Genomic DNA, 16788 nt, shown 5'->3' with positions numbered 1-16788 from the left:
TTCTTCTGCCTCTGCATCCTCCGCCCCTGCTGACCAGCATCAATCAGGATGGAAAAGGCTCAAACAAGGGTCCTTCGGCAGTGTCGATCTGGGTGATGTCACCGACCATGGCGCCGCCCGGTAGGTCGGCGGTGAAGTCCCGGCCGAGCAGGTCTGGCAGTTCGGCGGCTTGCCGATCGGGCACGGTCAGCCCCTTGCGGCATCGCTTGACCTGCACTGGAGTAAGTTCGAGCTCACGCATGAGCGTACGGACCAGCTTGTCGTCGACGGCCACACCCTGGCGGTTGAGCTCACCACAGATACGCCGATACCCGTACGTTCGACCCGAGTTATGAAACTTGTGCTGGATCAGCACTTTGAGGTTCTCACGGCGTTGCTGGCTGGCCGATGCCGGGCGATCCAACCAATCATAAAACCCCGAGGTAGACACTCCCAGCAAGCGACACATCATGATCACGTCGAAGTTCTCCTTCTCCGCGGCGATGAGCTCGAAGCGCTGGCTCACCGCTGTTCCTTCGCGAAGAAGGCGGCCGCTTTTTTAGGAACGCGTTTTCTGATTCGAGCTCAGCGTTGCGCCGTTCCAGCTCCGCCAACCGGGCCTGATCAATCGAAGACTGGGCCTGTTCGGTAGTCCCACCCGAACGCTCCTTTCGCGCCTGCTGCACCCAATTCCGCACCGTCTCGGCAACCAAGCCGAAATCCCGCGCAGCCTGCGCCGGAGTCAATCCCCTATCCAGAACCGACTTGACCACTTCGGCCTTCAGCTCCGGCGAGTACTTCCGCTGCTTACTGCTCAACCCTCTTCCTTTCCGGACTCACCCGAACCCTACTTGGGTCCGTGTCCGGAGACCTCGGGCCACCTCAGTGGGCATCTTGGACGGTGCCGATCGTGCGGCCGACTTGGGTTGGATGCGCGGCCCCGATGGTGTCGGCCAGGTGGATCCGCTCGGCACCCAGTTTGATCAGGCCGTCCGTCAGGCGTGCCACACGCGCCGGATCGGTATCGCCGTCGAACGGGCACACGAACGCGGTCGCGATCGCTGCTTCCAGCCGGATGCTGGAGCTGGCGAGCATCTCCGCGCACCGGCCCAGACGGTCCAGTGCCCGCGCGGTGGCGGCGCCGGTGTTGGAGCGGCTGTGCCCGTCGCTGGCCGATGCGGTGATCCGCACGCTGTCCACTCCGCACGCCATCGCCCGCTCGGCGCCGGCCGAGTTGAAAGCCAGGGCGTGCAGCGTCACACCGGGAACCGCGCCGAGTGCGGTGACCAGGTCGTCGGTGTCGGCCATGGATGGGACTCGGTCCGGGCGGACGAAAGTACCGATTTCCAGCGAGGTGAAACCGGCCGTCGCCAGCATGCGGGTGAGCCGGACCTTGGTGGCGGTGGGCACGGTCCCGGCTTCGTTCTGCAACCCGTCGCGCAGCGCCGTCTCGGTGAGCAGCACGTCGGCCACTTCAGATCACCCCCGCCGCGCGAAGTGCGTCCTGTTCGGACTCCTCGATGCCGATCCCGGTGAGGACTTCGGCGGTGTGGTGGCCGAGTTCAGGACCGAGCCATCGAGTGTTTCCTGGCGTGTTCGAGAGCTTCGGCACGATGCCCGTGACGGATATCTCGGTGCTGTGCTGGTCATCGATGTTCACGGTGCGCTGTTCGTGCATGGCCCGAGCCGCGTAGTGCGGGTCGTCGGCGAGGTCCGGTCGTTCGATCAGCCGCATGAGGCGACCGAAGATGCCGTCGTTGTTGCCGCCGATCACCTTTTCTCCAATCGGCGGAAGCCCCGGCGTTCACGCCGGGGAGGGGCCGATCCCGAGTGGTTCCGGGCAACCATGCACCCGTGCTTACTCGTGGTCGATTGTCGTGGAAAATGATGGGTATGCGGACGGCGTACAAGTGCCGGGCCTACCCGGACTCCGAGCAGGCGGCCCAGTTGGGCCGCACGTTCGGGTGCGTGCGCCTGGTGTGGAACAAGACCCTCGCCGAGCGGCATCAGCGCTACCACGCGCACGGCACGACGACCTCCTACAAGGCAACCGACGCGCAGCTTGCCGCGTGGAAAAAGACCGAGGACTTGGGGTTTTGTCCGAGGTCTCGTCGGTGCCGTTGCAGCAGACGCTGCGGCATCAGCACACCGCGTTTGCGCATTTCTTTTGCCAGCCGGGCCAAGTACCCCCGGTTCAAAAACCGCACCGGTAAGCAGTCGGCGCACTACACCCGCAGCGCCTTCACGCTGCGCGACGGACAGTTGACGCTGGCCAAGCAGGCAGCGCCGCTGGAGTTCGTCTGGTCCTGGCCGGACGTGAACATTGCCGAGCTGAGCCCGACGATGGCCGTCGTGTCCCGCGAACCCGACGGCCGGTGGTATGTGACCTTCGCCGTGGACACCGACGAGCCGGAACCGGCCGCACCGACGGGGGAGGCGATCGGCGTGGACCTCGGCGTCAAGGACTTCGCCACCCTGTCCACGGGCGAAACCATCGCCAACCCGCAGCACCTGGACCGCAAGGCGCGCAACCTCAAGCGGTATCAGCGGATGATGGCCCGCAAGCAGAAGGGCTCGAACAACCGCCGCAAGGCCAAGCGCAAGGTGGCACGGGCGCACCGCAAGGTCCGCCACGCGCGGCAGGACTTTCTGCACCGCACGTCCACGAACCTGCTCCGCCGGGCCGACACGATCGCGATCGAGGACCTCCACGTGGCGGGCATGACCAGCAGCGCGCGTGGCACCGTCGACGAGCCCGGACGTAACGTACGGTCCAAAGCCGGGTTGAATCGGCGCCTGTCGGATGCCGCGTTCGGCGAGTTCCGGCGTCAGCTGGAGTACAAGGCCGCCCGTGCGGGCAAGACCGTGGTCGTGGTGGACCGGTTCTATCCCAGCTCGAAAACGTGCTCCGCCTGTGGGCACCTGCTGAACCATCTGAAGCTGTCCGTGCGGCACTGGACGTGTCCGCACTGCGGCACCCGGCACGACCGGGACCGCAACGCGGCGAAGAACATCCGTGCCGCTGGTCGAGCGGTAGCCGGGCAGCACCCCGGCGATGCCTGTGGAGCTGGTGTGAGTCCGCAAGGGTCTTCCCTTCGGCAGTCGGCAACGAAGCAGGAACGATCGGGCGTGAGCCCGATGGGAATCCCCGCCCCTTGAGGGCGGGGAGGAAGTCAAGGATTTCTTGTTCCTGCCCAGCAGCCGGAACAGCAGGGAGGTGTCAGCGCCGTACTGGCGCCAGCCGCGCAGCTCGTCGCCGGTGCCCGGCCGCTCGATCTTGATCACCTCGGCGCCGAACTCGGCGAGCAACCGGCCCGCCGAGGGGGCGGCGATGAAGTTGCCCATCTCCAGCACGGTGATGCCGGCAAGCGGACCCGGCTGGGAGCCGGGTTGTGAATCTGCGGAGTCGTCCATCAGGCACCCTCCTGGGCGAGAGCGCTCGCAATGTGGTTTGAAGAATTACAATGTAGGTTGTTCATGGGTGTCAAGGATTGCCCCCAGGGCCGCCGCCCGCTTCCGGTTTCCCACATGGCGGTACGATCGGGGCGTCAACGCACGAGGAGGAGCGCGCCAGTGACCGACGTTCCGAACACGCCTGAAGGCTCCGGCGGCATGGAGGCTTCCGGGGGCTCGGCGCGCCCGGTCCTGGTGCTGCAGAAGCTTCGAAGGATCTTCGAATGCTTCACGCTGGACGAACCGGAACTCGAACTCCGGGAGATCACCAGACGCACCGGGCTGCCGCCGAGCACGTGCCAGCGGCTGGTCCAGAACCTGGTGAGCGAGGGCTTTCTGGACAAGGACGGCGACGCTTACCGGATTGGGCTCGGCATGGTGCGCTGGGCCGCGCCCGGTGCGTACGGGATGGACCTGGTCAAGCTCGCCCGCCCGGTCCTGGACGAGCTGCGCGATGCTGTGGGCGAGACGTCCTTCCTCCAGGTGCGCGACGGGCCCTATCGCACGATCGTTTCGCTCTCCGAGGTCCGGCACGTGGTGATACGCCGATTCATGGTCGGGATGGTGATGCCGCTGCACGTCGGCTCGGCGGGCAAGGTGTTCCTCGCGCACGACCCGAGCGCGTGGCGCGATGCCATCGGCCTCGGCCTGGGGGGCGGCGCGGAGGACAACCGGGCAGTCGACCTCGAGGACTTGCAGCGCGAGGTTGCCGAGGTCCGCGAGCGCGGCTACTCGGCGACGTTCGAGGAACGCGCTACCGGCGCAGGATCACTGAGCGCTCCGGTCTTCGACATGGACGGCAGCATCGCGGCAGCGATCGGCATCGGCGCACCGATCCAGCGCTTCGCCGAGGCCGACGCCGAACGGATCGCACCGCTCGTGATCAGCGCCGCCAAGCAGGTGTCCGCGAGCATCGGCTACCACGACTGATCCCGCGTTCTGGACACGCCTGTCGATGTGCCGGGAGGTCCGAGCCTTGACGAATCGGATCATCCTTCGCATGCTTGGCACCTACATGATGGATACCTGGCTCACATCGCAGGACGTTGCCCTGGGTGCATCAACGCGGTGGCGTTGTCTCCCGGGGTCAGTTCGGCGTGCCCGCGCATGAGTCCGCTCGGCAGTGCGGGGCCGTGGTGGAGTTGTCCGACAGCACCGGTCCGCCACAGGAGAGGAGTCGGCTGTGTCCGAAACGGGCCGATCTCGCAGGAGGGAGCCGATCCGCAATCCGTGGATCTGGATCGGGCTCATCGCGATCATCCTGGTGGGCATCCCGTGGTATCTGCCGCCGGGGACGTTGCACCCGCTCGTGTTCGGGATGCCGATGTGGACGCTGGTGGCCGTGGCCTCGTCGATCGGGGTGAGCGGCTTCCTGCACTGGGCTCTGTCCCGGCACTGGAACCTGGTGGAGGACGCGGAGGAATCCCCGGATCCAGCATCGACAGACGGGGGTGACTCGTGGAGAACCTGACCTTCGGCGGCTGGACCGGGATCAGCGTCCTGCTGGGATTCGCGGTGCTCATGCTGCTTACCGGCTACTTCTCCGGCCGGGGGCGGCCAGGTATGCGGCACGACATGAAGAGCTATTACCTCGCGGGCGGCAACCTCGGCGTCCTGGTGCTCTTCTTCACGCTCTACGCCACGCAGTACAGCGGCAACACCGTCATCGGCTACGCCCCGCAGGCCTACCGCGAGGGATTCGCGTGGTGGCAGTCGGTCACCTTCTTCACCGTGGTGATGGCCGGTTACATGCTGTTCGCACCGCGCTTGTACGTGATGGCGAAAAAGCACTCCTTCATCACCCCGACCGATTGGGTGCGCCACCGGTTCTCCTCGCCGGCCGTCGCACTGCTCGCCACTGTCCTCATGCTGTGGGGACTGGCCAGCTACCTGCTCGAGCAGCTCATCGCGATGGGTCAAGCCATCGCGGGCCTGACCGGTGACACCGTGCCCTACCAGGTCGGCGTCGTGGTGTTCGTCTGCGTGATGCTGGCCTACTCGTGGATGGGTGGGATGCGGGCGGTCGCGTTGACCGACGTCATGCAGGGCATCGCACTGCTGGTCGGCATCGTCGTGATGCTCATCGGTGCGTTCGTCCTCGCCGGCGGATCCTGGTCCGACACCACGCAGCACTTCGTGGAACAGCAGCCGGACGCGGTGGCCGTCCCCGCACTGCAGGACTCGGTGAACTGGTTCTCGATGATTCTGCTCGTGGGGATCGGCATCACGATGTACCCGCACGCGATCCAGCGGATCTACTCGGCGCGCAGCGAGAGGACCCTCAAGCGCTCGCTGAAGCGGATGGTGTGGATGCCGCTGATCACCGCAGGTGCGGTGTTCTGCGTCGGTATGATGTCCATCCAGATCTTTCCTGGCTTGTCCGACACCGAATCGGAGCAGCTGGTCGGCATGCTCGCCAATGAAGTGGCGGGGATCAACCCGGTGTTCTACCTGGCGATGCTGCTTCTCGTCGGCGGTGTCGTCGTGGCCATCGTCTCCACATCGGACTCGGCGCTGCTGAGCTTTTCCTCCCTCGTCTCCAAGGACATCTACGCCCGTTACGCGAGACGGGAAATCAGCGAGCACCGGCAGGTGGTCATCGGCAAGGCCGTCGGCGTCGGGGTGGTCTTCGCCCTCCTCGTGCTGGCGTGGAACCCGCCCGCCACGCTCGTGGACATCTTCGTGCTCAAGATCGAGTTGCTCGTCCAGCTGGCTCCCGCGTTCGTCCTCGGCCTGTACTGGCAGCGGCTTGCTTCCGGACCCGTGTTCTGGGGCATGGCCGCCGGTGCGACCCTCGCAGGGACGATGACGCTCACCGGAGTGGAGACGCTCCACGGCGTGCACGGAGGGCTCGTCGGTCTTGGGCTCAACCTGGTGATCTGCGTGGTCGGCAGCATGCTCGTCCGCCAGTCGCCCACCGAGTCCCAGGCCGGAAAGTCCGTAGTCGAAGCAGTGCAGCGAACTTGATCTGCGGGTTCCGTTTTTGCGGCGGGGGAGGTGCGGTGCGTGAGCCGATCGTGCGGTTGGTGTATGAACGCACCGCTGCGCCGGGTGTCGACGGTGGCGTTGAACCGCTGATCGCGGTGTGCGCCACCGAAGACGAGGCCGAGGACCTCAGGAAGGCCAGTGCCATCCGCGGCCGGTACGCCTCCTGGGAACAGCACCCGCTGCAAGGTGCTGCCGGCCGCACGGCACCGCTGGTCGACGGCGAGGTGGTGCACGTGGTGCTGATCGGTGATGTGGCGGCCGAGCACCGCGATCCGATCGGGATCGCCGTCTACACCGAGCACGAGGCCGCAGAACGGCGCACATCCGACGAACTGCGCCAAACCGGAGATACCACCTGCCGCACCCGCACGCTGCCCATCGGGTGGCGAGCCACCTTCGGCCCGTAACCGCAGCACACGGGCTGCTGACGTGGCCTGTCAGAGAGAACGCGCAGGTGCGCGCAGCACGACAACACCGTGGACGAGATGCGGAATCCGCCGGCGAGCACCGCATCACCGCGTCGAGCCCCGCGCGAACCGTGGACCGTTCCCGCTGTGGTGGATCGTCGATCAGCACTCCGGCGGCCTGTGCAAGCGGGAACGTTCCAGGACCATGGGCAGCCATCGTGCGTTGCGCCGTCGTCGACACCGCGTATGCCGGTGAACATCGGCTGTTCGGCGGCTGGGTGCTGCTGGTGGGAAGCGGTATCCTGCTGGTGATGTCGCAGGATGCGGAGTTGCAGGCCGCGGTCGCCCACGCGGATCTTCACCAGCCGAACATCGCGCGGATGTACGACTACCACCTCGGCGGCTCGGCGAACTTCGCCATCGACCGGGAAACAGCTGAGCAGGCGCTGCGGATCGCGCCGACCGAGCGGGACTACTGCTGGGCCAACCGCGGCTTCCTGGCCCGCGCCGTGCGGTATCTCGTCACCGAGGCCGGCATCGACCAGTTCCTCGATCTGGGGTCCGGGGTGCCCACGGTGGGCAACGTGCACGAAGTCGCCCGCTCCTGCGACGCGGAGGTGCGCGTGGCCTACGTGGACTGGGAGGCCATCGCCTGCCACCACGCGCGCCACATCCTCGGCGACGACGCCCGCGTGAGCGTGACCGAAGCCGACGTGTGCGAGCCCGAGGCGGTGCTGTCAGCGCCCGGTGTGGCCGGCCTGCTCGACTTCACCCGCCCCGTGGCGGTGCTCGCGTTCGGCGTGCTCGACATCATTCCCAGCTCCGACGGAGCCGCGCTGGTCGCGGCGTACCGCGACGCCTGTGCGTCCGGTAGTGCCCTGGCGGTGTCCAACAACGCCCAGCTGAGCCGCACCGACGAGGAGGTCGCCGGCCTGCGGTCGCTGCTGGCCGGCACGTCCACGCCGCAGCTGCACCTGCGCACACCCGACGAGGTCGCCGCGCTGCTGCCCGGCTACCGCCTGGTCGAGCCCGGTGTGGTGCCCGCCGCGCAGTGGCGGCCCGACCGGCCGGTCACCGACGAGGAAGCCCACCGCGGCAACGTCCACGGCGCCGTGGGGCTCCTGCCCTGAATCCCCTTGGAAGCTCGGGCAGCTCTTCCTGCTGTTCAGCCACGGCAGTGGAACCAGTTGATGGATCGTCGGCGAGCGCCCGGTCGGCTGGGGCGTCCGTGCGGCTGGAGAGGTCTGTTGCGTGTGCGACGCGGGGTGGGCGATTGGAGCTGCTCGACGTGGCCAGCAGCGATGGGGTAGTGCTGGGGTTGTGTCGGATTGGGATGCGCATCTGGAAACGGAACGGCCGAACACCGCGCGGATGTATGACTACCTGCTGGGCGGGTCGGCGAACTTCGCCGTGGATCGGCAGGCGGTGGACGCGTTGGCGGGCACGATCCCGGACAACGAGGTGTACATCCGCAGCAACCGGGCGTTTCTGCACCGCGTGGTGCGCTACCTGGTCACCGACTGCGGTATTGACCAGTTCCTCGACCTGGGTTCGGGGATCCCGACCAAGGGCAACGTCCACGAGATCGCGCAAGCGGAGAATCCGCAGGTTCGCATCGCCTACGTGGACTTCGAACCGATCGCGGTGCACCACGCGCGTCGGCTGCTCGGCGGCACCCCGCGGGTGAGCGTCACCGAAGCTGATCTGCGCGAGCCGGAGACCGTGTTGTCCGCACCCGGCGTGGCCGAGCTGCTCGACCGCACCCGCCCGGTCGCCGTGCTGGCCGTGGGCGTGGTGCCGTTCCTCGATGACGAGCAGGCCCTGCAGGCGTTGTCTGCCTACCGCCAGGCCACCTGCCGCGGCAGTTACCTCGCCATCAGCCACCTTTCCCGCCTGGGCTGGACCGAGGAGCAGATGCGTGCCCTGCTGGCCGTGTCCGCGCAGACCTCCACGCCGGAGCGGGAACGCAGCCCTGAGCAGATCCGTCGGCTGTTGCAGGGCTACGCGCTCGTGGAACCGGGGCTGGTGCCCGCCCCGCTGTGGCATCCCGAGACGACGCCGGACGAGGACACCGTCGCCGGCAGCAATTGCTACGTCGCGCTCGGCCACCGGTCGTGACGACAGCACCACACCGCACGGATCAGCACGGACGCGGGCCGAAGCCGCGGGCCACGCGGATCCATGATGCCGCCTGGGCAGCACCGCCGCCCGGGGAGTGCACACTGGGCGGAGCGTTGTTCCCCACGACGGAGACCTGGACCGTCCTCGTGCTGGCGATCGGCACTGGCCGACGTCGGCACTGTTCTCGGAGCAGTGCGCCTCTGGGACGCGATGCCTCGCGCGTGGCACGGAAAGCAGTGAGATGGCGGCGGCATCCGTGATCGCCGTCCCGGAAGCTGTGGTGATGCAGGCCGATGCGCAATAGCTGTCCGCGCTGTTCCGCACCGTCGTGTTCCGCGCCGTTGATCGCAGTACCGAAGAGGCGCCTCCTCGCCGGAGGCGCCCGGTGGGGTCGGCGGAGGCAGACGTGTGCTGGTCCACCTCTCCTTGAATGCTCCATCTTGTATGCAACAGCATGCTGAATGCATGCCGCAGTGTCCGTCAATAGCTCCGCCGTTGGCTGTCAACGTGAGCGATTAAGTGGAGTTTAATCGGATTGTAGGCGGATATCTGTCGCAGCGGAGGCCGCAAGATTCGGCATTGACCAGATACTACTTGCATGCAACAGTAGCGCGCATCGTGTCGCGAGCTCGTCTTCGCGGGCGGCTCGTCGCACTGCCCTTCCCGCCAGCTCACGGAGACAACGATGTCTGATCCCTCTTCTGCGCGGCCGGAGCGCTGGCGCCCCGGCGCCGTCTTGTACCTCTCGCTGTCCTTGGCTCTTGCCGTCGTCGTCTGGGGCGTTGCCGCTGGCGACACGCTCTCGCGCGTTGGCGCTGCCGCTCTGGACGGCATCACCGGCGGGTTCGGCTGGGCTTATCTGCTGGTCTCGCTGGGATTTCTGGCCTTCCTCGTCTTCCTGGCCTGCAGCCGGTACGGCCGGCTGCGTCTCGGACGTGCGGATGAGCGTCCGGTGTTTCACCGGTTCAGCTGGTACGCGATGATCCTCTCCGCCGTGATGGGCATCGGGTTGATCTCGTACGGGGTTGCCGAGCCGATCACGCATCTCGCTGAGCCCGCGCACGGCCTGGCCGATCCGATGACGTCGGAGGCAGCGGTGCGCGCGATGCAGTTCTCGTTCTTCGACTGGGGATTGCACGCTTGGGGCATCTTTGCCGTTGTCGGGCTGGCGATGGCGTGGTCGATGTTTCGCCGCGGCCGTCCGGGGCTGGTCAGCGCGTTGTTCCGGCCGTTGCTCGGGCGCCGCGTTGATGGGGGCCTGGGCGTCGTGATCGACGTGTTCGCGGTTCTGGCGACGCTGTTCGGCACGACGACGTCGCTCGGACTGGGTGCGATGCAGATCAACGGCGGGTTGACCGCCCTGTTCGGGGTGCCCGGCTCCGTGCTCGTGCAGTTCGCGATCATCGCTGTCATCACCCTGCTGTTCACCGCGTCCGCGTTGACCGGTGTGGCCCGCGGCATTCGCTATCTCTCGCAGACGAGCATGGGCCTGGGCGCGGTGCTGTTCGTGTTCGTCCTGGTGGCCGGTCCGACCGTTTATCTCGTCAACCTCTACGTGCAATCCGTCGGGCGCTACCTCAGCGAGTTGGTGTCGACCAGTCTGATCACCCCGGCCAGCGGGGATCTGGACTTCATGCAGTCCTGGACTTACTTCATGCTCGCCTGGTGGCTGTCGTGGGCCGCCTTCGTCGGGACCTTCCTCGCCCGCATCTCCCGCGGGCGCACGGTTCGCGAGTTCATCGTGGGCGTGCTGCTCGTACCCAGCGTGGTGTTCTCGGTGTGGTTCGTCGTCTTCGGCGGCACCGCGATCCACGGCGACCTGGCCGGTACCACTCAGATCGCAGCAGCGGCCGCAGCGGATGCGAACTCGGCCTTCTTCGCGACGTTGCAGTCGTTGCCTCTCTCGTCGCTCACCTCGGCGCTGACGATCCTCCTCGTCGCGCTGTTCTTCGTTTCCGGTGCCGATGCGAACACGTTCGTCCTGGGCATGTTGACCAGTCGCGGTAGTCAGCAGCCACCGGCCCGGATCCTGGCGCTGTGGGGCGTGGTGACCGGTGCCGCGGCGAGTGCGCTTCTCGTCGCCGGTGGTTTGCAAGCACTGCAGCAGATGGTGATCGTCAGTTCAGCACCGTTTCTGCTCGTCGTGCTGGGCGTGGCGATCTCGCTGTCGAAAGACCTGTCTGCGGACGTGGTTTCGTCTGTAGCTCCGACGTCGCAGCGCGAAGTCGAACGTCGGCCCGAGGATCCTGCCGAGAAGGCGCGTGCGGATGACGTCTCCGAGGCCGTCCCCACTGCCGTCTCAACCGAATGACGCGTCGATCGATGCTGGGCATGTCGGACGTACTTCCTCCGAGTCAGCGTGGCAGTTGGACATGCATGCAACAAGATGGGTCAGCGAGGTACAGCGCGATACGAACCGACCCACCCACTTTTTCGTGCAGTGCTGAAAAATATGCTGGTATCGGTATTTCTCGTCGTTGTGATGGTTGACCCCGTCGGGGGTGCGGGATATGGTTACTTGCATGCAAGAGACGCCAGCCAGTGGTGCGACGATGTCGAGCGGGAGCGGCGCCCAGGCCCGAGTGCTCGACGGCTTGCGGCACGCCATCGTCAACGGGTCCTACCAACCGGGGCAGTTGTTGTCCGAGATAGCGCTGGCTGCGGAGTACGAGGTGAGCCGCACCCCGGTGCGGGAGGCGCTCAAGCAGCTGCAGATCGAGGGACTGGCGGAGATCCGGCCGCGCGTGGGGACGTTCGTGCGCGAGCCCTCCCGCCGCGAGATCGTCGAGCTGTTCGAGTTGAAGGAAGTCCTCGAAGGCATGGCCGCCCGGCTGCTGGCGGCCCGCGGCCCGACTCCGGTGTTGGATCAGCTCGAGGAGAACATCGAGAACTCGGGCCAAGCCGTTGCGCGAGGCGACACCGAGGGCTACTCGACGCTGGTGCACGAATTCCACGGTTTGCTCGTCACCGGGGCTGACAACACGCGGCTCAGCGCCCACTACCAGACCTTGATGAATCAGCTGGCCTACCACCGCTTGGTGGCGGCTTCGCTGACGCGTCCCGGGCGGCTCGGTGACTCCTTGTCCGAACACAGACGCGTGCTCGAACTGATTCGCGAGAAGGACGGGTTCGGCGCGGAATTCGCCATGCGCGACCACGTTCGCTCCAGCGAACGAGCAACGATGTCCGCCGAAGATCCGATCGCCGGTGGTGACCCATCCGGAGAGGAGTTGTAGCGATGCGGTTTTCCATTTTCCACAACGTCGGAGCCCCCGGTCGGCTGCACGACGTCGCGGCCGTCTTCGACGAGATGCGCGAGGTTGCGACCCTCGCCGACGCTGCGGGATACCATTCGATCTGGTACACGGAGCACCACTTCGGACACGAGGGCTTCGAACTGGTCCCGAACCCGGTGCTGATGGGCACCGACATCGCAGCCCGCACATCGCGGATCCGCATCGGGCAGGCCGCGAACACCGTGACGTTCTGGAACCCCATGCGGCTGGCCGAAGACATCGCCATGCTCGACCAGCTCTCGGGCGGCCGGGCAGAAGTCGGAGTCGGGCGCGGCCTGTACGGGCGCGAGGCCATGAACCTCAACCCGACCGCGGACCCGCGCGATGCCGAGCAGAACCGCGCCCTGTTCGAGGAGACGCTCGCACTCCTCCGCAAGGCGTGGAGCGGCGACTTCTTCGAACACCAAGGGCGGTTCCACCAGATCCCCGCTGGCGGGGTCCCTTGGAACCATCCGATGTCGCCGGCCTCCCCGGAGTTCACGGACGACGACGGCACCATCACGAAGCTGCAGGTCGTTCCGCAACCACTGCAGCGCCCGCACCCTCCGCTGTCGCAGGTGATCGACTCACCCCGGTCGATCGAGAGCGCGGCGCGCGACGGGATGAAGGGCATCTTCTGGATGCCGCCGGTCTCCGAGCTCAAACGCCGCTTCGCCCTCTACCGCGACACGTCGTCGGAGGCGACCGGCGTCGCACAGCCGCTCGGCAAAGGACTGTCGCTGGTGCGCGACGTTTACGTCGCCGACACGATGGAACAAGCACGTGCCGATTTCGAAGAAGCCGTGCTGACCTCGTACCGGTGGGTCTGCCACTGGCGCGGACTGGGCAACTTGAGCGGCCCCGAGGAGGACATCACCGGGCGCGACCTGGACTACGACTTCCTCGCCGAGCGCAACCTCCTCGTCGGAACCCCGGATTACGTCGCCGAGAAGATCCACGAACTCCGCGACGAGCTGAACCTGCAGGATCTGATGCTGTGGACCACGCACCCGGGCCTGGAACACCGCAAAGCGATGCGCAGCTTCGAACTCTTCGCCGAAAAGGTCATGCCGCAGTTTTCCGGAGCGAACGCATGAGCGGGAAAATCCGCCGGATCGTCACGATCGTCGACGAAACACTGCACGAACTGGGCGAGCCCGTGCGGACTCCGACGCGCCGCGCAGCGGCTGTCGCGGTGGTGGCCAACCCGTGGTTCGGCGCCGGTGTGCAGGAGGACCTGTCAGCCGAGTCCGCGCGGCTGGCGCCGGACATCGCGCACGCGTTGTCCGAGCGCCTGCTCGCCGCCCTGGGCGGTGCCGCATCCGTCGAGGCGTTCGGCAAGGCCGCGATCGTGGGGTTGGACGGCGAGATCGAGCACGCCGGTGCGCTGATCCACACCCCGTACTTCGGCGACGTGCTGCGCAACCGCACGGAGGGGGAGTCGATCATCGTCTTCTCCGACCAGCGGGCCGCGGCCGGGACCACGTTGAGCGTTCCGCTGTGGCACAAGGACCACGCAGCTACGCGCTCGCACTACCAAACGCTTCCCGTGCGTGTCCCCGACGGTCCGCGACCGGGAGAGATCGCCGTGGTCGCCGCCGCGTCGGACGGGCCCCGCCCGAACGCCCGCATCGGAGACCGCACGACCGACGCGGCCGTGGATGACGCCGTTCTCACTCAATCCGATTTGGAGCATGCCTCATGAGTGCCACTATCCGCAGCATCTCGACCACGATCGACGAAACCCTGACCGAAGGCGGTCGAGCAGTCGATCCGTCCGCCCGGGTCGCGGTCGTGCTCGCGGTGATCGAGAATCCGTGGTCCGGACGGGGATTCGTCGACGAACTCGGACCGGGCATCGAGGCCGTCGCCCCGGATCTGGGCAAGGTGCTCAGCGATCGCGTCGTCACGGCACTCGACGCGCCCGTCGAGGCCTACGGCAAGGCCGCGATCGTCGGCCTGGACGGCGAGATCGAACACGGCTCCGGCCTGATCCACACCTTGCAGTTCGGCGATCACTTCCGCGAGGCGGCGCAGGCGAGCACGCTGCTGCCGGCGGTGGAGAAACGCGCCGCGGCCGGCACGGTCTTCGACATCCCGCTGAAGCACGTGACCGATGCGACGACCCGCTCGCACCACCAAACCATCGAGGCGCGGGTTCCCGACGCCCCGCGGGCGGACGAGATCATCATCGGCCTCGCCGCCGCTGCGCAAGGGCGGCCGCAGGCGCGACTGGCCCCTCTCGCGAACCAATGACCGGTTCGACGGACGTGGTGCTCCTGCACGGTGTGGGCTTGGACCACACCATGTGGGAACGCGTGCGGCAGATCCTGGCGCCGCACTGCAGGACCAGCACTCCGGATCTGCTCGGACACGGACAAGCCCCCGATGCGCAACCGGGCACCACGCTCACCGACCTCGCTGCGCCACTGCACCAGGTGGTGCCCGTCTCCGGCCGGGTCCACCTGGTCGGGTTCTCGCTCGGCGCTTTGGTGGCGACGCAATTCGCGCTGGAGCAACCGGAACGGGTGGCGTCGCTGACCCTCGTCAGCGGTGTCGCAGGCAGATCCGCTGGCGAGCGGGACGCGGTGCGAAACCGCTTGGCCGCAGCACGCCAGGACCTTCCGGCGACGTTCGAGGCGGCCCTGCAACGGTGGTTCTCACCGACGTGGCAAGCCGCGGAACCGGAACTGGTGCGACGGGTTCGCGCTGTGCTGCAGACGAACCGCCCCACATCGTACCTGGCCTGCTACGCCGTGTTCGCCGAAGCCGACGCCGCGTTGTGGCCGCGCCTACCGCACCTGGCGCCCCGGCTGGTGGCGCTCACCGGGTCCGACGATCCCGGATCCACACCGGAAATGTCGGCCGCGATAGCTCAGCGCGTGCCACGGGGGCAGTGGACCGCCGTGCCCGGCGCCCGCCACCTGCTACCACTGGAGCGCCCGGGTGCTGTCGCCGACGCCGTCCTCGCGAACGTCGAGAACCGCCAGCTCGTACACCCATCAGGAGCGTGACAACGATGACCGCACCGGCATCCCCACCTGCATCCGCAGCGCAAGCGCACCGCCTTCCCCACTACGAGCACTACATCAACGGCGAGGAGGTGCCACCCGCCGAGGGCGAGTACTTCACCAGCGACAACCCGGCCACCGGACAACCGTGGTACGAAGCCGCCCGAGGCAGCTCCGCCGACGTGGAACGTGCCGTGGGCGCGGCCAAGCGAACGTTCGAGTCCCGTTCGTGGCAGCGGCTGTCCCAGTCCCAGCGGGGAGCGCTGCTGCGGCGCGTCGGTGAACTGATCGCCGAGAACGCGGACGAACTCGCGCGCACCGAAACCACCGACAACGGCAAACTGCTGCGCGAGATGAAAGCCCAGCTCGCCGGAATTCCCGAGTACTACCACTACTACGCGGGCCTGGCCGACAAGATCCACGGCGAGACGATCCCCGCCAACAACGTCGACGTGCTCAACTACACCCTGCGCGAACCCGTCGGGGTGATCGGAGCGATCACCCCGTGGAACTCGCCGCTGCTGCTGACCACGGCGAAAATCGCCCCGGCGCTGGCCTGCGGCAACACGGCAGTGATCAAACCCTCGGAGTACACCAGCGCCTCGATGCTGGCGCTGGCGCCGCTGTTCGAGCAGGCGGGCTTTCCCGCCGGGGCCGTCAACGTGGTCACCGGCTTCGGCGCCGGTGCCGGGTCGCCGCTGGTGGATCATCCAGATATCGGCAAGCTCTCGTTCACCGGCAGTACCGCCACCGGCGCCTGGATCGCCGAGCGGGCCGGCAAGCGACTGGTGCGGGCCGGACTCGAACTCGGCGGGAAATCACCGCAGCTCGTCTTCGCCGATGCCGATCTGACCAGCGCCGCCAACGGCGTCGTCGCCGGGATCTTCGCCGCTGCCGGGCAAACCTGCATCGCGGGAAGTCGGGTGCTGGTGCACCGCTCGGTGCACGACGAACTGGTGAGCCGCGTCGTCGAGCGCGCGAGCACGATCCGGATCGGCGACCCCACCGATCCGGACACCGAACTGGGCCCGCTGGCCACCCCGGAGCAGCAGACCAAAGTGGAGAACTACGTCGCCACCGCCCAGCAGGAAGGCGGCACCATCGCCTACGGCGGCGGCCGCCCCGACACCGGACTCGACGGATGGTTCCACCAACCGACCGTGTTCACCGGACTGGGCAACGAGACCCGCACCTGCCAGGAAGAGATCTTCGGCCCGGTCGTGGCCATCATCCCCTTCGACGACGAAGACGAGGCGCTGCGCATCGCCAACGACACCAGCTACGGCCTGGCCGCGGGCATCTGGACCAAGGACCTGGGTCGTGCGCACCACGTCGCGGCCGCGCTCGAGGCCGGCACGGTCTGGGTCAACATGTACCGCGCCATGTCCCCGATGTCGCCGCGCAGCGGCTTCAAAACCTCCGGCCTCGGCGTTGAACACGGCACCGAGGTCGTCCGCGAGTACACGCGCCTGAAGAGCGTGTGGATCAACACCAGCGACGAACCCGCAGGCGACCCGTTCGTGATGCGGTCCTGATTCGAAGGAGGCTCCGATG

Annotated in this window: 18 protein-coding genes and 1 pseudogene; 14 read left to right on the top strand and 5 right to left on the bottom strand. The window is 67.1% G+C overall.

Features of this window, described 5'->3' with window-relative positions:
• Positions 1-43 precede the first annotated feature (43 nt).
• From ACVGV2_RS12920 to ACVGV2_RS12905, 4 genes are all read right to left on the bottom strand, one after another.
• Positions 44-505, bottom strand: coding sequence for an IS3 family transposase (locus ACVGV2_RS12920; RefSeq protein ID WP_459162623.1), 462 nt, complete (start codon positions 503-505; stop codon positions 44-46).
• Entirely contained in the window at positions 408-797 is a 390-nt protein-coding gene (locus tag ACVGV2_RS12915; RefSeq protein ID WP_459162622.1) for a transposase, read from the bottom strand. Before ACVGV2_RS12915 ends, ACVGV2_RS12920 begins: the two co-directional genes overlap by 98 nt.
• A gap of 64 nt (positions 798-861) precedes the next feature.
• Positions 862-1452, bottom strand: a complete 591-nt coding sequence (locus ACVGV2_RS12910; protein WP_459162621.1) for a beta/alpha barrel domain-containing protein — start codon at positions 1450-1452, stop codon at positions 862-864.
• 1 nt (position 1453) lies between these two features.
• Positions 1454-1753 (bottom strand): hypothetical protein, encoded by a 300-nt coding sequence (locus ACVGV2_RS12905; protein ID WP_459162620.1) that lies wholly within the window; start codon positions 1751-1753, stop codon positions 1454-1456.
• 119 nt (positions 1754-1872) lie between these two features.
• Here ACVGV2_RS12905 and ACVGV2_RS12900 point away from each other — a divergent pair, with 119 nt between their 5' ends.
• The gene (locus ACVGV2_RS12900) at positions 1873-3138 is read left to right on the top strand and encodes an RNA-guided endonuclease InsQ/TnpB family protein (protein WP_459162619.1); all 1266 of its coding nucleotides are present in this window, start codon (positions 1873-1875) and stop codon (positions 3136-3138) included.
• 12 nt (positions 3139-3150) lie between these two features.
• Here the strand turns inward: ACVGV2_RS12900 and ACVGV2_RS12895 are convergent.
• Positions 3151-3393, bottom strand: a pseudogene (locus ACVGV2_RS12895) (CoA transferase); the annotation flags it as partial.
• 63 nt (positions 3394-3456) lie between these two features.
• Between ACVGV2_RS12895 and ACVGV2_RS12890 the strand changes: the two are divergent.
• The 13 genes from ACVGV2_RS12890 (at position 3457) to ACVGV2_RS12830 (ending at position 16769) form a co-directional block, all read left to right on the top strand.
• Positions 3457-4362, top strand: coding sequence for an IclR family transcriptional regulator (locus tag ACVGV2_RS12890; protein ID WP_459165978.1), 906 nt, complete (start codon positions 3457-3459; stop codon positions 4360-4362).
• Between the two features lie 253 nt (positions 4363-4615).
• A complete protein-coding gene (locus ACVGV2_RS12885; protein WP_459162618.1) occupies positions 4616-4903 on the top strand; it encodes a hypothetical protein in 288 nt (95 codons plus the stop codon).
• Positions 4891-6399, top strand: coding sequence for a sodium:solute symporter family protein (locus ACVGV2_RS12880; protein WP_459162617.1), 1509 nt, complete (start codon positions 4891-4893; stop codon positions 6397-6399). Before ACVGV2_RS12885 ends, ACVGV2_RS12880 begins: the two co-directional genes overlap by 13 nt.
• Positions 6400-6434: 35 nt before the next feature.
• Positions 6435-6827 (top strand): hypothetical protein, encoded by a 393-nt coding sequence (locus ACVGV2_RS12875; RefSeq protein WP_459162616.1) that lies wholly within the window; start codon positions 6435-6437, stop codon positions 6825-6827.
• Between the two features lie 218 nt (positions 6828-7045).
• Positions 7046-7957: an SAM-dependent methyltransferase gene (locus ACVGV2_RS12870; RefSeq protein ID WP_459162615.1), complete on the top strand. Its 912-nt coding sequence runs from the start codon at positions 7046-7048 to the stop codon at positions 7955-7957.
• Between the two features lie 190 nt (positions 7958-8147).
• A complete protein-coding gene (locus ACVGV2_RS12865; RefSeq protein ID WP_459162614.1) occupies positions 8148-8945 on the top strand; it encodes an SAM-dependent methyltransferase in 798 nt (265 codons plus the stop codon).
• A gap of 688 nt (positions 8946-9633) precedes the next feature.
• Positions 9634-11259 carry a BCCT family transporter gene (locus ACVGV2_RS12860; RefSeq protein ID WP_459162613.1) on the top strand — a complete coding sequence of 542 codons (1626 nt, stop codon included), beginning with the start codon at positions 9634-9636 and terminating at the stop codon, positions 11257-11259.
• 211 nt (positions 11260-11470) lie between these two features.
• The gene (locus tag ACVGV2_RS12855; protein WP_459162612.1) at positions 11471-12184 is read left to right on the top strand and encodes a GntR family transcriptional regulator; all 714 of its coding nucleotides are present in this window, start codon (positions 11471-11473) and stop codon (positions 12182-12184) included.
• Between the two features lie 2 nt (positions 12185-12186).
• The gene (locus ACVGV2_RS12850) at positions 12187-13320 is read left to right on the top strand and encodes an LLM class flavin-dependent oxidoreductase (RefSeq protein ID WP_459162611.1); all 1134 of its coding nucleotides are present in this window, start codon (positions 12187-12189) and stop codon (positions 13318-13320) included.
• On the top strand, positions 13317-13928 hold the full coding sequence (locus tag ACVGV2_RS12845) for an amino acid synthesis family protein (RefSeq protein ID WP_459162610.1): 612 nt from the start codon (positions 13317-13319) through the stop codon (positions 13926-13928). The genes ACVGV2_RS12850 and ACVGV2_RS12845 overlap by 4 nt, the downstream gene beginning before the upstream one ends.
• A complete protein-coding gene (locus tag ACVGV2_RS12840; protein WP_459162609.1) occupies positions 13925-14479 on the top strand; it encodes an amino acid synthesis family protein in 555 nt (184 codons plus the stop codon). The genes ACVGV2_RS12845 and ACVGV2_RS12840 overlap by 4 nt, the downstream gene beginning before the upstream one ends.
• A complete protein-coding gene (locus ACVGV2_RS12835) occupies positions 14476-15237 on the top strand; it encodes an alpha/beta fold hydrolase (protein ID WP_459162608.1) in 762 nt (253 codons plus the stop codon). Before ACVGV2_RS12840 ends, ACVGV2_RS12835 begins: the two co-directional genes overlap by 4 nt.
• A gap of 5 nt (positions 15238-15242) precedes the next feature.
• The gene (locus tag ACVGV2_RS12830) at positions 15243-16769 is read left to right on the top strand and encodes an aldehyde dehydrogenase (RefSeq protein WP_459162607.1); all 1527 of its coding nucleotides are present in this window, start codon (positions 15243-15245) and stop codon (positions 16767-16769) included.
• The last annotated feature ends 19 nt before the right edge of the window (positions 16770-16788 follow it).

Source organism: Bounagaea algeriensis (genome assembly GCF_054491375.1).
Note: the sequence above shows the minus strand (reverse complement) of the source record. Positions and strands in the feature narration are given on the sequence as shown.

What these genes read in the sequence shown, in the direction of transcription:
- ACVGV2_RS12900 (WP_459162619.1), top strand. Translation starts at nt 1,873, where the DNA reads ATGCGGACGGCGTACAAGTGCCGGGCCTACCCGGACTCCGAGCAGGCG.
- ACVGV2_RS12890 (WP_459165978.1), top strand. Translation starts at nt 3,457, where the DNA reads ATGGGTGTCAAGGATTGCCCCCAGGGCCGCCGCCCGCTTCCGGTTTCC.
- ACVGV2_RS12860 (WP_459162613.1), top strand. Translation starts at nt 9,634, where the DNA reads ATGTCTGATCCCTCTTCTGCGCGGCCGGAGCGCTGGCGCCCCGGCGCC.
- ACVGV2_RS12855 (WP_459162612.1), top strand. Translation starts at nt 11,471, where the DNA reads ATGCAAGAGACGCCAGCCAGTGGTGCGACGATGTCGAGCGGGAGCGGC.
- ACVGV2_RS12850 (WP_459162611.1), top strand. Translation starts at nt 12,187, where the DNA reads ATGCGGTTTTCCATTTTCCACAACGTCGGAGCCCCCGGTCGGCTGCAC.
- ACVGV2_RS12845 (WP_459162610.1), top strand. Translation starts at nt 13,317, where the DNA reads ATGAGCGGGAAAATCCGCCGGATCGTCACGATCGTCGACGAAACACTG.
- ACVGV2_RS12840 (WP_459162609.1), top strand. Translation starts at nt 13,925, where the DNA reads ATGAGTGCCACTATCCGCAGCATCTCGACCACGATCGACGAAACCCTG.
- ACVGV2_RS12835 (WP_459162608.1), top strand. Translation starts at nt 14,476, where the DNA reads ATGACCGGTTCGACGGACGTGGTGCTCCTGCACGGTGTGGGCTTGGAC.
- ACVGV2_RS12830 (WP_459162607.1), top strand. Translation starts at nt 15,243, where the DNA reads ATGACCGCACCGGCATCCCCACCTGCATCCGCAGCGCAAGCGCACCGC.